General features: G+C 40.8%; 19 protein-coding genes. 9 read left to right on the plus strand and 10 right to left on the minus strand.

The window, feature by feature from the left end; translation table 11 throughout:
• Positions 1-112 precede the first annotated feature (112 nt).
• The 5 genes from R2B77_RS09160 to nspC all read left to right on the plus strand — a co-directional run bounded on the left by R2B77_RS09160 (position 113) and on the right by nspC (position 5744).
• On the plus strand, positions 113-1567 hold the full coding sequence (locus R2B77_RS09160) for an aminotransferase class I/II-fold pyridoxal phosphate-dependent enzyme (RefSeq protein WP_203247729.1): 1455 nt from the start codon (positions 113-115) through the stop codon (positions 1565-1567).
• 2 nt (positions 1568-1569) lie between these two features.
• Positions 1570-2421, plus strand: a complete 852-nt coding sequence (gene speE / locus R2B77_RS09165) for a polyamine aminopropyltransferase (protein ID WP_203247728.1) — start codon at positions 1570-1572, stop codon at positions 2419-2421.
• Positions 2411-3265: an agmatinase gene (gene speB / locus R2B77_RS09170; RefSeq protein ID WP_203247727.1), complete on the plus strand. Its 855-nt coding sequence runs from the start codon at positions 2411-2413 to the stop codon at positions 3263-3265. The genes speE and speB overlap by 11 nt, the downstream gene beginning before the upstream one ends.
• A gap of 129 nt (positions 3266-3394) precedes the next feature.
• Positions 3395-4594: a saccharopine dehydrogenase family protein gene (locus R2B77_RS09175; RefSeq protein WP_203247726.1), complete on the plus strand. Its 1200-nt coding sequence runs from the start codon at positions 3395-3397 to the stop codon at positions 4592-4594.
• 13 nt (positions 4595-4607) lie between these two features.
• Positions 4608-5744 carry a carboxynorspermidine decarboxylase gene (gene nspC, locus R2B77_RS09180; protein WP_203247725.1) on the plus strand — a complete coding sequence of 379 codons (1137 nt, stop codon included), beginning with the start codon at positions 4608-4610 and terminating at the stop codon, positions 5742-5744.
• A gap of 118 nt (positions 5745-5862) precedes the next feature.
• Here the strand turns inward: nspC and R2B77_RS09185 are convergent, their stop codons facing one another.
• Positions 5863-6597, minus strand: coding sequence for a 3D domain-containing protein (locus R2B77_RS09185; RefSeq protein WP_212391531.1), 735 nt, complete (start codon positions 6595-6597; stop codon positions 5863-5865).
• A gap of 379 nt (positions 6598-6976) precedes the next feature.
• Here R2B77_RS09185 and glnA point away from each other — a divergent pair, with 379 nt between their 5' ends.
• Positions 6977-8311 carry a type I glutamate--ammonia ligase gene (glnA, locus tag R2B77_RS09190; RefSeq protein WP_203247724.1) on the plus strand — a complete coding sequence of 445 codons (1335 nt, stop codon included), beginning with the start codon at positions 6977-6979 and terminating at the stop codon, positions 8309-8311.
• Positions 8312-8390: 79 nt separating this feature from the next.
• On the opposite strand, the gene R2B77_RS09195 is transcribed toward glnA, so the two are convergent.
• Positions 8391-9542, minus strand: a complete 1152-nt coding sequence (locus R2B77_RS09195) for an MFS transporter (RefSeq protein WP_322555682.1) — start codon at positions 9540-9542, stop codon at positions 8391-8393.
• Positions 9543-9625: 83 nt separating this feature from the next.
• On the opposite strand from R2B77_RS09195, the gene yeiL reads away from it, so the two are divergent.
• Complete coding sequence (gene yeiL / locus R2B77_RS09200) at positions 9626-10288, plus strand: transcriptional regulator YeiL (RefSeq protein ID WP_203247722.1); 663 nt, start codon at positions 9626-9628, stop codon at positions 10286-10288.
• 87 nt (positions 10289-10375) lie between these two features.
• Here yeiL and hslO read toward each other — a convergent pair whose 3' ends face one another.
• From hslO to R2B77_RS09230, 6 genes are all read right to left on the minus strand, one after another.
• Positions 10376-11257 (minus strand): Hsp33 family molecular chaperone HslO, encoded by an 882-nt coding sequence (gene hslO, locus R2B77_RS09205; RefSeq protein ID WP_203247721.1) that lies wholly within the window; start codon positions 11255-11257, stop codon positions 10376-10378.
• 20 nt (positions 11258-11277) lie between these two features.
• Positions 11278-12270 carry an MsnO8 family LLM class oxidoreductase gene (locus R2B77_RS09210; protein ID WP_203247720.1) on the minus strand — a complete coding sequence of 331 codons (993 nt, stop codon included), beginning with the start codon at positions 12268-12270 and terminating at the stop codon, positions 11278-11280.
• Between the two features lie 5 nt (positions 12271-12275).
• A complete protein-coding gene (locus R2B77_RS09215; RefSeq protein WP_203247719.1) occupies positions 12276-12488 on the minus strand; it encodes a DUF896 domain-containing protein in 213 nt (70 codons plus the stop codon).
• Between the two features lie 16 nt (positions 12489-12504).
• Complete coding sequence (locus R2B77_RS09220) at positions 12505-13452, minus strand: LLM class oxidoreductase (RefSeq protein ID WP_203247718.1); 948 nt, start codon at positions 13450-13452, stop codon at positions 12505-12507.
• A 20-nt stretch (positions 13453-13472) separates the two neighbouring features.
• Complete coding sequence (locus tag R2B77_RS09225; RefSeq protein WP_203247717.1) at positions 13473-13952, minus strand: RrF2 family transcriptional regulator; 480 nt, start codon at positions 13950-13952, stop codon at positions 13473-13475.
• Positions 13953-14181: 229 nt separating this feature from the next.
• Positions 14182-14826, minus strand: a complete 645-nt coding sequence (locus R2B77_RS09230) for an FMN-dependent NADH-azoreductase (RefSeq protein WP_203247716.1) — start codon at positions 14824-14826, stop codon at positions 14182-14184.
• 274 nt (positions 14827-15100) lie between these two features.
• Between R2B77_RS09230 and R2B77_RS09235 the strand changes: the two genes are divergently transcribed.
• A complete protein-coding gene (locus R2B77_RS09235; protein WP_203247715.1) occupies positions 15101-15763 on the plus strand; it encodes a ribonuclease H family protein in 663 nt (220 codons plus the stop codon).
• A gap of 125 nt (positions 15764-15888) precedes the next feature.
• Here the strand turns inward: R2B77_RS09235 and R2B77_RS09240 are convergent, their stop codons facing one another.
• Positions 15889-16470, minus strand: coding sequence for a LysE family transporter (locus tag R2B77_RS09240; RefSeq protein ID WP_203247714.1), 582 nt, complete (start codon positions 16468-16470; stop codon positions 15889-15891).
• Between the two features lie 113 nt (positions 16471-16583).
• On the opposite strand from R2B77_RS09240, the gene R2B77_RS09245 reads away from it, so the two are divergent.
• Positions 16584-17138 (plus strand): helix-turn-helix domain-containing protein, encoded by a 555-nt coding sequence (locus R2B77_RS09245; RefSeq protein ID WP_203247713.1) that lies wholly within the window; start codon positions 16584-16586, stop codon positions 17136-17138.
• A gap of 21 nt (positions 17139-17159) precedes the next feature.
• On the opposite strand, the gene R2B77_RS09250 is transcribed toward R2B77_RS09245, so the two are convergent.
• Positions 17160-17993 carry an aminoglycoside adenylyltransferase domain-containing protein gene (locus R2B77_RS09250; protein ID WP_203247712.1) on the minus strand — a complete coding sequence of 278 codons (834 nt, stop codon included), beginning with the start codon at positions 17991-17993 and terminating at the stop codon, positions 17160-17162.
• Between the last annotated feature and the right edge of the window lie 64 nt (positions 17994-18057).

Genomic DNA, 18057 nt, shown 5'->3' on the forward strand with positions numbered 1-18057 from the left:
ATGTCTATGAAATACCGCCAAAAGAAAGACTTCATATTACAAATAACCTCCGTAAAGAAATGATTGAAATCTTTAGCGGTACAAATATATATGAAGATGTGGAGCTGTCGAAATGACGGAATACTCACAAAACAAAGCCCCGATCATGGAAGCCCTGAATCGGTACAAAACAATGCGAGTCGTCCCTTTCGACGTACCCGGTCATAAACGCGGACGAGGGAACGATGCATTAGCTGCATTTTTAGGCGAACAAGCCTTGAGCATGGATGTTAACTCGATGAAGCCTCTGGATAATCTTTGCCATCCTGTGTCAATCATTCGAGAGGCCGAGGAATTGGCGGCTGAAGCCTTCGGTGCCGTGCATGCCTTTTTCATGGTCAACGGTACGACCTCTGCTGTCCAAGCGATGGTAATGACAGCCTGCAAAGCTGGAGACAAAATTATTATGCCACGCAATGTTCATCGCAGTGCCATTAATGCACTTATTTTAAGTGGTGCTGTTCCGGTTTATGTCAATCCAGGCGTTAACAATGAATTAGGAATTCCTTTAGGCATGTCAGTAAATGAGGTTAAACAAGCTATTTTAGATAATCCAGATGCCAAAGCAATTCTTATTAATAACCCTACCTATTATGGAATTTGTTCAAACTTACAAGCCATTACTGACCTTGCCCATCAACATCATATGCTCGTCCTTGTCGACGAAGCACATGGTACTCACTTTTATTTTGGTGAAGATCTACCCGCATCTGCTATGTCAGTTGGCGCTGATATGGCATCTGTTAGTATGCATAAATCTGGTGGTTCATTGACACAGAGCTCTTTTCTCTTGATCAATAACGATGTCAGTGAAGGTTATACTCGCCAAATTATCAATTTGACACAAACGACGAGTGGGTCTTACTTATTGCTTTCCTCTTTAGACATTTCACGTAGGAATCTAGCCCTTAACGGCAAAGAAATCTTTCGAAAAGTAACCGAGATGGCGCAATATACAAGAGATGAAATCAATAAAATTGAAGGCTATTATGCTTTTTCAAAGGAGTTATTGAATGGCGATACCGTCTTTGACTTCGATGTGACAAAGCTATCAGTACACACACTCGATATCGGACTTGCCGGCATTGAAGTGTATGACATTCTTCGGGATGAATACGATATCCAAATTGAGTTTGGCGATATTGGTAATTTATTAGCTTATATTTCCGTTGGTGATCGACAGCTCGATATCGAGCGATTGGTCGCTGCTCTCGCGGAAATAAAACGAAGATATGCAAAGGATAAGACTGGGCTATTTGATCATGAATATATTACGCCACAAGTCGTGTTAACGCCTCAATTTGCCTTTTATGCACCGAAAGAAAAGATGCCGATTGAGGATAGCGCAGGTCAGATTTCGAGTGAATTCGTTATGTGTTACCCACCCGGTATTCCAATTTTAGCGCCAGGTGAACGAATTACTGAAGAAATACTAGATTATATTCGCTACTCCAAGGAAAAAGGCTGTTTCTTAACTGGAACTGAGGATAGTAAAATTGACACGATTAATGTTGTGAAGGAGCGGTGACAATGAACGTATGGTATACAGAGGATCATTCGCCGGGGGTTCGTTTCTCGATAAAAGTGGAACAACATCTTTATTCTGGGCAAAGTGAGTTTCAAAAAATTGATATTTTGCAAACGACTGAATTCGGCAAGCTACTTACTCTCGACGGATTGGTCATGGTCACTGAAAAGGATGAATTCATCTATCATGACATGATTGTTCACGTCCCGATGGCCACTAATCCAAAGATTAAAAAAGTATTAGTCATCGGTGCAGGCGACGGAGGTACGGTTCGAGAACTGTCAAAATATGATTCCATCGAGCAAATCGATATGGTCGAAATTGATAAAATGGTCGTCGATGTCTGCATGGAATATATACCACAGACGGCTTCAAAATTAACTGATCCACGCGTCAATTTGTTTTTTGAGGATGGTCTTAAATTTGTTCGCAATAAGGAAAATGCCTATGATTTAATTATTGTGGACTCAACGGATCCATTTGGACCAGGTGAAGGATTATTTACAAAAGAATTTTACGGCAATTGTTACAAGGCATTACATGAGGATGGCATTCTAGTCAATCAGCATGAAAGTCCATTTTACAGTGAGGATGCACTCGGCATGCAAAGAGCACATCAACGGATTGTAGGCTTTTTCCCAATTTGTGACGTGTACCAAGCGCATATTCCTACCTACCCTTCTGGACACTGGCTATTTGGATTTGCATCTAAAAAATTCGATCCGATTCAGGATTTAGATGCGGCGGCATGGAACGCACTTGGCTTAACAACAAAGTATTACAATACAGACATCCACGTTGGCTCATTTGCATTACCTAACTATGTAAAGGAGCAATTAAAAGATGTTGAATAAAAACATAGAAACCTTTATAGGTTGTGACAATGATTACGAAGAATCTAGCCTTGTTATTTTTGGGGCTCCCTTTGACTCGACAACTTCCTTTCGTCCTGGAACACGCTTTGCCAGTAAAACGATGCGTAGTGAGTCATTCGGAATCGAGACATACAGCCCCTATCAAGATAAGGACTTAGAAGATATCGCCGTCTTTGACGGTGGAGATTTAGAATTAAGCTTTGGTAATACCGTCAAAGCACTAGCACAAATTGAAGAATTTGCAGCTAAAGTACTTGAGGATGATAAGCTTCCTTGTATGATTGGTGGCGAACATTTAGTAACATTAGGCGCCATTCGTGCTGTTGCTAAAAAGCATCCCGATTTGCATGTTATTCAATTCGATGCACATGCCGATTTACGCGATGATTATCTCGGTGAATCCTTATCTCATGCCACGGTGATTCATAGAGTGTGGGACCTGCTCGGAGACAACAAGATTTTCCAGTTCGGCATTCGTTCTGGAGACCGTAGCGAATTCCAATGGGGACAAGATCATGTTTATACGAACAAGTTTAACTTCAACGGACTAGAGCAAGTCATTGAACAATTACAAGGTAAGCCCGTTTATTTAACGATTGATTTAGACGTACTAGACCCTTCTGTGTTCCCTGGAACTGGTACACCTGAAGCTGGCGGTGTTACCTTTATGGAGCTGTTACAAGCGATGCTACAAGTGACTGAGTTGAATGTCGTTGGTTGCGATATTAACGAGCTGTCCCCTATTTACGATCAAAGCGGCGTATCAACGGCGGTTGCATGTAAAGTATTACGGGAATTGTTGTTGGCGATTAAAACTAACTAAGTGAATTCTTTTAAATCCGCTACGGCGCTAGGAGATGCCTTCTTGTAAAGCGCCTTCACTCAGTTTGAATAAGTATCATATGTTCAACTTTTATTACTAAAAAATACATGAAAATGGTGGTGTTTACCTATGGGTAAAGCTTTAATTATTGGTGCTGGCGGAGTAGCTGGCGTTGTCGTGCATAAATGTTGTCAGGTTCCTGACGTATTCGAAGAAATTTGTATCGCAAGTCGTACAGTATCCAAATGTGATGCATTAAAAGAAAAATTAGATGGCGGTCGTACTAAAATCCAAACGGCTCAAGTTGATGCAGACAACGTAGAAGAACTCGTCGAACTGATCAACCGTTTCCAACCTGATATTGTCATTAACGTAGCATTACCGTACCAAGACTTAACAATCATGGATGCATGTTTGGCAACTGGTGTTGACTACATGGACACAGCAAACTACGAGCCACTCGATACCGCTAAATTTGAATATAGCTGGCAATGGGCATACCGGGAGAAGTTTGAACAAGCAGGCATTACAGCACTACTTGGCAGTGGCTTCGACCCAGGTGTTACAGGCGTCTTTTCTGCCCATGCACTCAAACACCATTTCGATGAAATTCACACGATTGATATTGTCGATGCAAACGCTGGCGATCACGGCTATCCGTTCGCAACAAACTTTAACCCAGAAATCAACATTCGTGAAATCACGGCAAACGGCCGTTACTGGGAAAACGGCGAATTTATCGAAACAGAACCGCTTTCCGTCAAACGCGTCTATAACCTACCGGAAATCGGCCCGAAAGATGTCTACTTGCTTTATCATGAAGAATTAGAATCTTTGGCGCTCAATATGACGGGCATTAAAAAGATTCGTTTCTGGATGACCTTCTCGGAAAACTATTTGAACCACTTAAAAGTCCTTGAAAACGTTGGCATGACATCTATCGAACCGATTCTATTTGAAGGGAAAGAAATCGCTCCACTTCAATTCTTAAAAGCTGTGCTACCAGATCCAGCTTCTCTTGGACCTCGCACAAAAGGGAAAACAAATATCGGCTGTATTTTCCAAGGTATCAAAGATGGCAAAGAGAAAACGTATTATATTTATAATATTTGCGATCACCAAGAATGCTATGCAGAGGTCGGCTCACAAGCCATTTCATACACAACAGGCGTTCCTGCTATGATTGGTGCTATGATGATTTTGACTGGGAAATGGAAAAAGCCAGGCGTGCATAATATCGAAGAGTTCGATCCAGATCCATTTATGGATGCATTGAATAAATATGGATTACCATGGCAGGAAAGCTTCAATCCTGAATTGATTGACTGAGGAGGACTGGCAAGTGAATATCGACTTAAATGCACTTCCCTCTCCTTGCTATGTAGTAGATGAGGCATTACTTATTAAAAATATGGAAAAAATGAAATCCGTCATAGATCGCACTGGCTGCAAAATTTTGCTTGCACAAAAAGGGTTTTCGATGTTTTCCGTCTATCCATTAATGGGACAATACTTGAACGGTGTAACGTCTAGTTCTGTACACGAAGCAAGACTGGGCTTTGAGGAGATGGGCAAGGAAGTTCATACTTACGCCCCCGCTTTTTCAGAAGCTGAGTTTGATGAAATTCTGTCGTACTCAGATCATATTGTCTTTAATTCATTTCAGCAATTGGATCAATTTAAAGATAGAGTTAACAACCATTCAAAACAAATTAGCGTTGGACTTCGCATTAATCCGGAGTACTCGGAAATTGAAGTCGATATGTACAATCCATGCTTTGCACACTCACGTTTTGGAGTCACATTGGACAATTTCAGACCCGATCAGCTTGAAGGCATTGATGGATTACACTTCCACACGATGTGTGAACAAAATTCGGATACCCTTTGGCGGACGATTCAAGTCGTTGATGAGAAATTTGGGGACTATATTAAAAATATGAAGTGGATCAATTTTGGCGGTGGACATCATATTACGCGGGATGATTATGATATTGAAACACTGATTCGTTCCATTCTATTTATAAAAGATAAATACAATATTGATGTCTATTTAGAGCCTGGTGAAGCTGTTGCCTTGAATACAGGCTATCTTGTGGCAACCGTTTTGGATACACTCGATAATGGTATGCCGATTGCCATTTTAGATACTTCAGCAGCGTGTCATATGCCTGATGTCTTAGAAATGCCTTATCGCCCTGAAATTATCGGTGCAGGCATGCCTAACGAAAAGGCTCATACGTATCGATTTGGCGGACCTACTTGCCTCGCAGGTGACGTCATTGGCGATTATTCTTTCGATCAGCCCTTACAGCCTGGTGACAAGCTCGTATTTTGCGATATGGCTCACTATTCCATGGTGAAAAATAATACATTTAACGGCGTCAACTTACCTGCTATTGTATTAAACACAGTAAAAGATGGCGCTAAGGTCGTTAAACAATTTGGTTACGAAGATTTTAAAAGCCGTTTGTCTTAAGATGAATTATGCAAGTGCCTGTTCAAGTGCTTATGAGCCGTGCCACTAGCGATGCAGCCTAGACAATAGGTAGGCCTGTCCAAACAATCTTATTTGATTGTTGGACAGGCCTGTTTTTCTAATTGAGTACTCTCATTTTCACTTTCTTAACGCCCCACTCCATTGCTTGATCATAAGATGGGATGAATACATCAATTTTATGTCCTTTAATAGCTCCACCCGTATCACCAGCAATCGCTTCCCCGTACCCCTCTACCCAGACCTTTGTCCCGAGTGGAATCACCCTCGGATCAACTGCAATCACCCTACGGTTAGGATTCGCACGTAGGTCAATACCATAGGCTGTTGTACCTGAACATCCTTCACAATAAGCCGTATAGGCTGTGGCAGTTACCAATAACTCTTCCCCCTCACTAACAGATGGAGGTGGTGCCGAAACAGCTACTTGCGGAGTAGAACTGGGCACAACATCCTTTGCTAGTTCAACTGTCCCTCCCTCCCCCCCACTGACAATCAATTCATCACCAGGGTGAATCAAAGACCCCGTCAAACCATTCAAGGTCATAAGAGATGTCAATGAGATATCGTGATTAAGGGCAATTCTGTACAAATTATCCCCCTCGTTAACTGTGTATACTTCTGGATCTGGTTGCAATTTCACTGGTGCATCTGCCAGCAGGTAGTCCTGAAAAGGAACTTCACTTTCCTGTGAATCAATTCCATCCGGGAAATAGTGTGAAAATGTGTATTCTTCTCCTTCAAAAGAAGTTGAAAGTACGGATGCCTGTGCGACAGAATAAGTGAAGCCTACAAAAAATAGAGCTAGCAAAAAAATCTTTATTTTCCTCAACATAAAATCTCTCCTTTACAGTCTTAATGACAACAAATCAATTGTGCCTGCACAATTAACTCCCTTCAAAATCTGTGATATCCGCAGGAGACTTCGATAGATTCAGCTGGTATTTTGGGCTTCTGCTGAATCAAGCTATCTGCTATCACTCATTTGTTTGAACAAGTATTGCCCCGAAACTTTGAAAAACAAACATTCGAAGTAAATAAAAAGATGCTTTATTGACAAACAATGAAAATTTGTTTGGCAATAGAGCATCTGTAATTCAAAAAAATTTCAATAAAATGCAAAAAAATTCTTGTTAATGGAATATACTTTGCTTTATTATTAAAAAATAGTATGTAAGCTTTCATACTAAATGATAATTAAGGAGAGTGGCAGGATGAGGAATTACACCAAAGAAGACATTCGGAAATTTGTAGAGGACGACAACGTCAATTTTGTTCGCCTACAATTTACGGATATTTTAGGAATGATAAAAAACGTAGAGATTCCCATCAGCCAGCTCGAAAAGGCGCTAGATAATAAGATGATGTTTGATGGATCTTCTATTGAAGGATTTGTTCGAATCGAAGAATCGGATATGTACCTTATACCTGATCTTAACACATGGATGGTATTTCCTTGGCCATCAGGTAAAGGCAAAGTTGCACGGCTCATCTGTGATGTCTCACTTGCCAACGGGTTACCATTTGCGGGCGATCCTCGTGGTAATTTAAAACGTGTATTGAAGGAAATGAAGGAGCTTGGATTCACAGACTTCAATCTCGGACCAGAACCAGAGTTCTTCCTTTTCAAGCTCGATGACAATAAGCAACCTACAATGGAATTGAACGACAACGGAGGCTATTTTGATCTGTCACCGATGGATCTTGGAGAAAACTGTCGACGTGATATCGTCCTGGAGCTTGAGGAAATGGGCTTTGAGGTGGAAGCCTCTCATCATGAATGCGCACCTGGACAGCATGAAATTGACTTTAAATATGCAGATGTACTGACGGCCTGTGATAATATCCAAACGTTCAAGCTCGTCGTCAAAACCATAGCACGTAAACACGGCTTGCACGCAACATTCATGCCAAAACCAATTTTCGGTGTCAATGGCTCAGGTATGCATTGCAACGTATCCCTGTTTACAGATGGTGAAAATGCTTTTGTTGATGAATCAGGTGAACTGAAGCTGAGTCAAACCGCTTATCAATTCATGGCTGGCATTCTCGAACATGTTCCTGGTTTTACAGCTGTGACAAATCCAACCGTCAACTCATACAAACGCCTCGTCCCGGGCTACGAGGCACCCTGCTATATCGCTTGGTCCGCTCAAAACCGTAGCCCACTCATTCGAATTCCAGCATCTCGAGGGATTAGCACACGTATTGAAGTTCGTTCCGTTGACTCCGCTGCGAATCCTTATCTTGCAATGGCGGCAATCCTAAAAGCAGGACTAGACGGCATCAAACGTAAACTAACACCACCAAAACCGATTGACCGTAATATTTACGAGATGAAACCTTCCGAGCTAAAAGAACTTGGCATCGGTACTTTGCCAACGGATCTTGACCACGCACTCATCGCACTTAGCAAAGATGACGTCATTCAAGAGGCACTCGGCAAACACATCTTTGAAAACTTTATGGCGGAAAAGCAAGTAGAATGGGAAAGTTATCGAATCACTGTCCACCCTTGGGAAGTTGAACATTATATGAAAATGTATTAATGAAAAATGAAATGAAAGAAGCTAGGTTCTCAGATTATGCAGAACCTAGCTTCTTACGTTTTATACAATAGAGCATTCATTAGTAATCATATCGCTTTCTTGTCACTGCAATTAGCAACAGTGCTGGCACTGTACACGCAATCATCCCTAAAAATGCGAGGCCCGGAGAAATTTCGTATAAAAATCCTCCTATTAACGTTAAAACAGCAGTGCTCAAACTCAATGCAAAAGCCGAATAAATGCCTTGTGCATTTGGAATTTGCTGCTTGGGCAAATTTTTAGTTATATAAAGAATAAAAGCATAATGTGCAATGCCGAACGATAATGCATGCAAGCTTTGCGAGAACATAAACATCCACACATTTGGGAATAAAAATACAAGTACCCAACGTAGAGTCGATCCCGCTGCCGCAAGCAATAATAACGATGAGGGCTTCCATTTCTTAAACAGATGATCAGCCTTCGCAAAGTAAAGGATTTCAAAAATAATGGCAATATTAATAATCAGCCCAATGTAATAGTTTTTGACATGTAAATTCTGCAAATAAATATAACCATAATTATAATAAGATGCATGTGCACCTTGCAGTAACACAACGACAAGCAATACGATTGGAAAGCTTTTAACTTGCCATAGACTACGCATCGTTAGTGACTCTTTACGTTCTCCCTTTGTCGGTTTCACTAACAGTACAGCTGGTGTCGGTAAAAAGTGTATGAAAAGTATGAAACAAAGTCCTGCCATCATACTCCATAAAATCGCCTGTTCCCCAAAATAACCCGTTACGACACTTACGATAAGTACGGAAATCACAAATCCTAGTGAACCGTATGAACGACTTTTTCCGTAATTCACATCACCTTGCTGTACCAACGCACTTGCCGTACTTTCTACGGCAGGAAGTAAAGCTGGATACACCGCACTAAATAGAATGGTTACAACGAAAAGTGTACTAAATGAAGAAATAGGAATATAAAGCAGCGTCGCCACAAGTGAACAGGCTGTCAAAACAAGAATAACCGTTTGACTACTCCAATACTTGGATACATATGGGAAGGCAAACAGCGTCGATGCACCACGGGCCAACAAGCCAACCCCCATGATTAAACTAGCTTCTGCAACACTCAATCCTTTTGCCTGCACAAGCCATCCTGTCCAATAAGGCAAAAAGACTCCCCATGTTATAAAAAACACAAAAAAATTCTGTGAAAGCCAACGTTGATTGTTCAATCTCCATTCCTCCTATTTGTTGCATCATATCACGCCTATACATACAATAATATGAGATATCTCATACTTAGGAGGAAAAATGAATGCAATTTCTAACCGAACCTATGCGTAGCTTCTATATCGAGAAGTATCCAATTCAGTCACTTTTCTCTTTTCCTATCACACCATTTCTGCAAGTTGTTCAATTCGAGGGAGGCGAATTTATTTATAAAGAAGGTTCTCATACAGAGTACATATACTATCTCATCGAAGGAAAAGCGAAGCTATATGCTACACATCAAAACGGAAAAGTATCACTCGTCAATTTTTTGCAAGCCCCAACCTTCATGGGTGAAGTTGAACTGTTAAATGCAGAAGTTTGTTCCAAAAGTATCCAAACTACCAGGCAAGTAGTATGTCTTGCCATTCCAATTCACGCCTGCAAAGATAAACTTTTAACAGATGCTACTTTTCTACGATATTTATGTATCTTTTTAAGCAAAAAGATGACGATGATTTCAACTAAGTATACAAAAAATCAAGCTTATCCACTTGAAAATCGTCTTGCGGCCTTCATTCTTATGTCGGCTGATCAGAATTTTTACAAAGAAAAACACACCGAAGTATGCGAATACTTAGGTGTCTCCTATCGCCATTTACTTTACGTACTCGCAGAGTTATGCGAAACCAACGTCATTGAAAAACAATCACAAGGCTATATCATAAGAGACGAGGAACGTCTACAAATGTTAGCCAAGGAGATTTGAACGTATTCCCTATTTTCACTTCAAAGAAAAAGGCCATCTTTTCTATAATTCAAAAGATGGCTCTTAATGGTGTGCATAGCATAAACTTTATGAAACCGCTGATTCCAGTAATGCCTCTAAATCTTGTTTAGAAAAATGGTAGTTTTCATTACAAAAATGACAGTTCGCATCGGCTTGCCCGTCAGTCTGAATCATATCTTGAATCTCAGCGCTACCTAAACTAATGATGGCATTGGTAATCCTCTCCTCAGAGCATTGGCATTGAAACTGAACGGGTCTTGTCTCTAGAAACTTTACATTTCCAGCCCCTAATACTTGTTCGAGTATTTGTTCAGGCGTCATTCCCTGCTCCACCATTGAAGAAATAGGCGTGATGTCTTTCAAGCGTTCTTCAATCATCTGGATGGTCTCCTCATTTGTTCCAGGCATCAGTTGAATGATGAAGCCACCAGCTGCCTGAATCGTCTGATCCGGATTGACTAAAACCCCAACTCCAACAGAAGAAGGCACTTGCTCTGAATTGACAATATACGATGTAAAATCCTCACCTAACTCACCTGATACAAGAGGGACAAATCCGACAAAGGGCTGTTGTAAGCCAATATCTTTTGAAACCGTAAGTAGTCCATCTGTTCCAACTGCCCTTTTCACATCCAGTTTACCTTGATCGTTTAAATCAAAATGAGTTTGGGGATTTGTCACGTAACCCCTGACTTCTCCTTCAGTGTTTGCATCGACTAAAATCGTGCCAATTGGACCGCCACCATTAATTTTTATCGATATTTTCTCTTCGCCTTTTAACAGCGCGCCCAATATTACGCCTGCTGTCATTGAGCGTCCTAGCGCTGCGGACGCAGTTGGCCATGTTTGATGACGACGTTGAGCTTCTCCAACAGTTTCTGTTGTTGTAGCTGCATAGGCACGTACTTGATTGTTATAAGCAGTTGCTTTGACTAAATAATCCTTCATTTCCATACTTCCTTTCTTTCCTACAGCAATTCCTGTGCTAATAAGCGATAGACATTCAAACGTTTCTCTTGCGAATGAGGAATACTACAAATCATTGCCTCATCAAATCCATAAGACTTTTGCTCTTCCTGTAATCGCGTTGCAATTTCTTTTGCAGATCCAACTAAGTGGATTTTACGATTTTCTTGAATCGTCATGCGATCCATTTCTGACAGCGGAAAATCGCGAGCCTCTTCAGGAGTCAATATTTGGCCAATTCTACCTTTCATAAACAGTAAACGCCAAATATCTTGAGGCATAGCCTCAAATTCAGCTTCTTCTGTTGTTTCGGCTGTTGTCACCATATAAGACACATTAATTTCCGGTTTCTCCATAAACGCTGAAGGTTGAAAGTTCTTCTTATAAGCCTCCAAAATCGACTCGGAGAGCTGGCCATTAAAAAATTGTGCAAAAGAATAGCCAACGCCCATACGCCCTGCTTGAATGGCACTATTACCACTCGAACCTAAAAGCCAAGCTTCAGGTAAAACAACTTGAGATGGTGTCGCGATTGTTTTATTGTATAGACGATCGTCTGGCACTTCATCGTTGATCAATTGCAGCGCTATGCTGAATTTTTCATACATATTGTTAACCATCGGAGGACGTCCTTCTGATAAAGCATAGATGGAATCACTATCTCCTCCTGGTGCTCGCCCTACCCCAAAATCAATTCGGCCTGGTGAAAATGCGCTCAGTGTTTTAAATACTTCAGCCAGTTTTAGCGGAGAATAGTGCATCATCATTGTGCCACCAGTACCGATATGAATTTGTTTCGTTTTGGCGGCTAGATGTGCCGCTGTCACCTCTGGAGCTGAACTTGCAAAAGTGTCTGTTCCATGATGCTCTGCCATCCACATTCGTCGGTAGCCTAATTCATCTGCCAAAACAGCGAGTTCTTCTGCTTTTTTCAAAGCACCCGCTGCGTTATTGCCCTTTGTTATTGGTGCCTGATCCAGAACACTTAACCTCACGTCGTTCACTTCCTTTCCCGCTGTACTTTGTCAGGAGTCACGTCATTGCCGAGTGGGTCCAGTACAGTTATGCCCGAGACAGTATTGAGTACCTGTCCACGAATTTCACGTAAGTAATCCTGTTGTAACACTGTTTGTTCAACCATTTCAGCATTTGTTAGACCTTCTTCTCGCTGTTTTTTTGCCAATTCATTAATGCGATCTAGACCTTTAATCATCTATATGCCACTTCTTTCATCTTGTATTTGTAGGGAAATGAGGAACCACATATTCTCCTAATTCTTGAATCACTTCTGCTGCCGGGCGCGTACCGTTTTTTAAGCCAAACATGACGTGATTAACGCCAGCATCCTGATAAGCTTGTAAATAATCGATTAAAAACTTATAACCCGATCTAAATCCACCCGTTATCGGTTTCGGTGCTTCATTTGGATTCTCTGATAAGTCAATTGCCAAAGCTTGCGCAAATGGCTTGAATCCGCCAGCTGCCTCTCGCCATTTTTTTACAAGCTCGCGCTGCTCATTGACCCCTTGGGAATAAAATAACCAACCATCTGTATGCTTCGCTAGCCATTCAATCGTTTGGCCAGAATACCCTGTACCTAAAATCGGAATGTCCGATAACATTGGTTTGGGAACAATATCACCTTGAAGCATATCAACGCGCTCAGTCTGAATTTGCGGAAATGATTCTTGCCAGACTTTTTTCATTACGTCTATTGATTCTCTAAATAACGCCGCTTTTTCGTTAACATCCACTTTAAATACCGGGAATTCAATAGGTCTATCACCAGTTGCAACACCTAATAATAATCGCTGACTAGATATTGTGTCCAGTGAGGCAGCTGACTTTGCTACGTGCAGCGGATGACGTAATGTCGTCACAATACTCGAAGTACCAAGTGCAATCCGCTCCGTATGTGCTGCTACGTAAGCAAGAAACACCCATGGATCGTATAGTGTTCCCACATCACCAAAACTCGAATCGTAAAGTGGTGAATCTCTAACAAATAAGGAGGCGAACCCTAGACTTTCTGCCTTTTTTGCCAGTACCATTTGCTCATCCAAATCCATCCTCGGGAAGCTTCCTTTATACGACTCCAAAGGAAAGAATAGCCCTAGCGTTAATGTTTTATCTTGAAAGGTTTGTGCAAAACCATGATGTGATTGAAATTTATCCATAAAGTGATTCTCCTATTTTCTTATAAAACCATTCTTTCTTTTATCCATTCTTTCAAACCATCCATTTTTTCAGGAAAACGATTCATTGTTTCAGAAGATAGCGATGCCATCGTCTCACGCTTCAAAACCGATTTCCAAGTCGATTCAGCTTCATCCATTAAATCCGTCAACAAACAGCATTCTTCCTCTTTTCCCAGTTCAAGCATGTCATCTAGAATCCCACTTGGAGAATAAAGTGATTGTTGACCTTCTATAGCAAGATACACATCGTACACGCGAATCTCTTCAGGTTTTTTCTTTAACTTAAAGCCACCCTTTACGCCTGCCACAGAGGTAATTAAGTTCGCACTGACCAGCTTCCTCAACAGTTTTTGAAAGTAAGTCGGTGATGTTCCCAACTGTTGGCTTATTGCTTCTCCTGGTAATACCGCTCGATCTGGCAACATATTCAGAATCAGAATGGCGTAGACAGATTGTTCAACACCGGTTTTCATCTGCATGATACCTAACCCCTTTTTTAAAAATATTTTTTGGTAGTACTTATTCTCGACTAACTCGGATATTCATTATCCATGTTAGTTTAACTTATCGAAATCTAAAAGTAAAACGTTTAGTCTTATTTATTCTCAGTCAGTAAATTCCCTTTTTTCGATTCTTTAATGAACACATCCAAAAAATCCCCTCGCTGAAGTTTCACGAAGGGATTAACTGAACTTATTTATTTATATTTTATACAGTAGCTGGTTGTGTAACCAATGCTTTAGCAACTTCGGCTACTTTTTCAAGGCCCTGTGCAACGATCTGCTCTGCTTGATCTGGCATAGCATTATGGCCTTCAATGATGACTTCTTCAACTGACATACCGAACACGCCGCCAAATACGTTACGCATATACGTCGCTGACATTTCCATCGGTGCCATTTCAGGTGTTGAGTATACCCCACCACGCGCATTAAGAAGAATTGCTTTTTTCTCTGTCATTAAGCTAATCATTTGACCCTCTGCGCTGTATTTAAAGGCATAGCCTGCTTGATATACATAGTCCACAAATGTTTGAAGTGGTGCTGGAATTGTTAGGTTCCATAATGGGAATGCGAAAACAACTACATCAGCAGCTGTTAAAGCGTCCATTGCTTTTTGTTTAGCCGTAACAAGGCGTTGCTCAAGGTCAGATAGTTGTTCACCGTTTTGCATTTTTCCAAATGCGTTGAACAAGTCTTGACCGAAGTAAGGCATATCTTCTGCAAATACATCAAAAGTTGTGATGTTAAGATCTTTTGCATCCTGTACGTTTTCCATAAATGTTTCATACATTTTGCTTGAGATTGCCTCTGAAGCTGGGCGGTTATTTGCTTTTACAACTAAAATATTCATTGTGACTTTCCTCCAAGTTGTTTTCTTTTATGTGTCCATGCGCTTACCATGGCACAACAAAAGTTATTCTAGCATGTTCATTACCTTGAAATCTAGCAATTAGACTTCCGGACTTTATGAACCTTAGCGTCTAGAAATCTCACCCCTTTGAAGACAGTGTTGAAACTAACATTTATGGGAAGCCAAATTGTTTTAGAAACGGTTGGCATTGGGTAAACTTACAGTGTATATAAGAAGATGGATTCATAGATTTACTTGTAGAGGAGGAATTGCTATGCATGTTCTAATTGAATGGACTTACAAAACACCGAGAGGTACTGAAACCGTTTTTCGCTCCGAAGAAATGCGAGCAGCAAAGGCTTTGCTATTTGCTGAAGATATTGAGCGAACTGGACGTGCTAAAAACATAGTATTTATGGACCAGCTCGACACCATATGGACGGTTAAAGAGATGAAACATTATTTGAAAGAAATTGAAACAGAGCCACATAACATTACAGTCTATTTCGACGGTGGATTCGACCGTGAGACGAAGAAATCAGGTATGGGCTGTGTTATTTATTATGACCAGAACGGAAAGTCTTACAGGCTACGGCGCAATGCCCCCTCTGTCGAACTCACGTCAAATAACGAAGCTGAATATGCAGCCCTCTATCTATGCCTGCAGGAGCTCGAGCTGTTGAATGTGCATCATTTGCCCGTCCGATTTATTGGCGATGCACAGGTCGTTATCAACCAATTAAGTGAGGAATGGCCGACACTAGAAAATAATCTATCGAGGTGGGCAGACCGGATTGAAGCAAAACTAAAAGACCTCAAGATCCAAGCAACATACGAATTAGTCGGACGAAAACGAAACGCAGAAGCAGATCGATTAGCAACACAGGCACTGCATGGCATCTCGATTACAGCGACGAGGGAAATCGTGGAGGATTAGCTTTCTCAAATCAATTACGCCGAGGCGTAATTGCGTCCGGATTTTTTCGAGCCTGCTCGAAAAGTACCCCTAAAAATCCGTGACATCCGCCGGAGGCTTTATCTGAATTCAACCTCCGGTTGAATTCAGATAAAAATTGACATTGCACTATATACCAATAACAACGCCATCACGATATTAAATTGCTGTCTATATTTTGACAAAAACTTTTGAAAGACAGAACCAAACAGGCTCCAACTAGCCGTACTCAAAATACCGACGAAACCTAAAAATAAGGACAACAGCCATAAGCTACTATGTGAGGTATGGTACGGTAAAATAAACGTCGAAACAACCGTAATACCATATAAAACACCCTTCGGATTGACGAATTGTAGTAGCATTCCAGCCGGGAAACTATTATATTTGCCTCCATCATTACTATTACCACTAGTAGTACTTGTTATAATTTTGTAAGCCAGATAAAGCATATATCCGGCACCTAAAATCATCATCGGCAATTCAACTTTTGGGATGACATTATGTAGAAGAAGGTTAAAGTAGCTCGATAAAATCATGATGACAAAGAAGCCTGCACCTACACCTAGACAAAAGCGAAGTGTCTTCTTAAATCCATACTGATTTGCAAATAACATCGCCATAATATTATTCGGACCTGGTGTAAAACTCATAACAAAGACATATACCAAAAATGAGACGACTGGCATAATAGACCTTCCCCTCTTCAATATGTTATACTGTCTAAAACGGACAGTATAACGTTTTCTTTTTATTGTACAATTTGGACGTTATATTGTACAGAAGAAATTGAGGTGTCTGTATGCAGGAAATTCATCTTATTATTGCAAATAACTTAAAAAAATTAAGAGTTAGTAAAAAATTAAGCCTTGAAAAGGTGGCCGAACTAACCGGGGTCAGCAAAACGATGATTGGCCAAATTGAACGTGGCGAATCAGCCCCGACCATTACAACTATCTGGAAAATAGCTAATGGACTGAAGATTTCTTTCACTGCTCTCATTAATCAGCCGCAGCCAGATACAATTGTTGTGTCTAAAAGTAATATTCAAGTCTTATCCGAGGACGATGGAAAATATCGTGTTTACCCCCATTTTCCATTTGAAGAAGACAAACGATTTGAGATCTATTCGGTCGAAATCGACCCAGGTGGATTACTAAGTGCAGATGCACATATGGAAGGAACCGAGGAGTTGTTAACGGTTTTTGACGGCGAGCTAACGATCCGCGTCAATGAAGAAGCGTATACCGTAAGAAGCGGTGATTCCATTCGCTTTAAGGCTGACAGGCCGCATAGTTATGAGAATTCCGGAGATAACGCGACGAGGTTGAGTATGGTGTTATATTATCCGAATTAGAAATAGGTCATCCCAAAGTCGCTAACTATTGGGATGACCTATTTTATTAAAAGAAAGATGCCTGTCACAGTAATCAATCAGGAACTTCGAAAATTTTAAAGCTTCGTCTATTCGTTCCCTATCAGAAACAAATCTTTCTCCATCCAGACCTTTCCGAATATCTATAGCCTCCTGAATAACCGGATGCCATTCCGCCGGCATATGCATCATGGCGTACTCACCAGCACCAAGCTTTGAAATGATGGCATGTTCCTTTAACGTATAATATTGTCTTAATAGGCCAAGAACGGACCATTCGATTTCAACATCAATTTCCTCGGTTGTAAATTGATACATGTTCTCCATAGCTTGTTCGATTTTTTCAATCCGCCCTGCCCAATATGTCTTCATATTTTCCACTACATATTCAACCAGATGCTGTGGGCCAATTTCAAAATTGAGCGCAGTTGGTTGTGGTCCAATAATATTAATCCCATGCTTTTTCAAAATCCACCAAGTAATAGCGTTAAAATAAGCTCCATAGCTCAACCTACCCTCATTATAATAAGGATAATTCATCTCTGCAGCATCTAGTATACCAATATCCTCCCACATCAAATAGACGCCATCCATTTCCGACTTTGGGTAAGTACTTGCTATTTCCCTATGGATTTCAGCTAATATCTCGGCTTCTCCCCCTGACAAACGACGATTGATAATGGCAATAAAATCAATATCACTTGAATCTTTCACATAAGCATCCAGTGCAATCGAGCCTTGTAAATAGAAGCCTTCAAGCGTATTAGGTAAACTCGTATGAAACAAAACAATGTATTCGTCTAAAATGATTTTGACATCAATCGGTAGTTTATTCATTATGTTCTCCCCCATTACTTCTGATACTTTAGGTAGACGATTAATATATCAGAAGGTTCTAATT

Source organism: Sporosarcina beigongshangi (assembly GCF_033485195.1).
Classification (GTDB): domain Bacteria; phylum Bacillota; class Bacilli; order Bacillales_A; family Planococcaceae; genus Sporosarcina; species Sporosarcina beigongshangi.

Coding starts and splice junctions, on each gene's coding strand:
- R2B77_RS09160 (WP_203247729.1), top strand. CDS start 113: ATGACGGAATACTCACAAAACAAAGCCCCGATCATGGAAGCCCTGAAT.
- speE (WP_203247728.1), top strand. CDS start 1,570: ATGAACGTATGGTATACAGAGGATCATTCGCCGGGGGTTCGTTTCTCG.
- speB (WP_203247727.1), top strand. CDS start 2,411: ATGTTGAATAAAAACATAGAAACCTTTATAGGTTGTGACAATGATTAC.
- R2B77_RS09175 (WP_203247726.1), top strand. CDS start 3,395: ATGGGTAAAGCTTTAATTATTGGTGCTGGCGGAGTAGCTGGCGTTGTC.
- R2B77_RS09185 (WP_212391531.1), bottom strand. CDS start 6,597: ATGTTGAGGAAAATAAAGATTTTTTTGCTAGCTCTATTTTTTGTAGGC.
- glnA (WP_203247724.1), top strand. CDS start 6,977: ATGAGGAATTACACCAAAGAAGACATTCGGAAATTTGTAGAGGACGAC.
- yeiL (WP_203247722.1), top strand. CDS start 9,626: ATGCAATTTCTAACCGAACCTATGCGTAGCTTCTATATCGAGAAGTAT.
- hslO (WP_203247721.1), bottom strand. CDS start 11,257: ATGAAGGATTATTTAGTCAAAGCAACTGCTTATAACAATCAAGTACGT.
- R2B77_RS09215 (WP_203247719.1), bottom strand. CDS start 12,488: ATGATTAAAGGTCTAGATCGCATTAATGAATTGGCAAAAAAACAGCGA.
- R2B77_RS09220 (WP_203247718.1), bottom strand. CDS start 13,452: ATGGATAAATTTCAATCACATCATGGTTTTGCACAAACCTTTCAAGAT.
- R2B77_RS09225 (WP_203247717.1), bottom strand. CDS start 13,952: ATGCAGATGAAAACCGGTGTTGAACAATCTGTCTACGCCATTCTGATT.
- R2B77_RS09230 (WP_203247716.1), bottom strand. CDS start 14,826: ATGAATATTTTAGTTGTAAAAGCAAATAACCGCCCAGCTTCAGAGGCA.
- R2B77_RS09235 (WP_203247715.1), top strand. CDS start 15,101: ATGCATGTTCTAATTGAATGGACTTACAAAACACCGAGAGGTACTGAA.
- R2B77_RS09240 (WP_203247714.1), bottom strand. CDS start 16,470: ATGCCAGTCGTCTCATTTTTGGTATATGTCTTTGTTATGAGTTTTACA.
- R2B77_RS09245 (WP_203247713.1), top strand. CDS start 16,584: ATGCAGGAAATTCATCTTATTATTGCAAATAACTTAAAAAAATTAAGA.
- R2B77_RS09250 (WP_203247712.1), bottom strand. CDS start 17,993: ATGAATAAACTACCGATTGATGTCAAAATCATTTTAGACGAATACATT.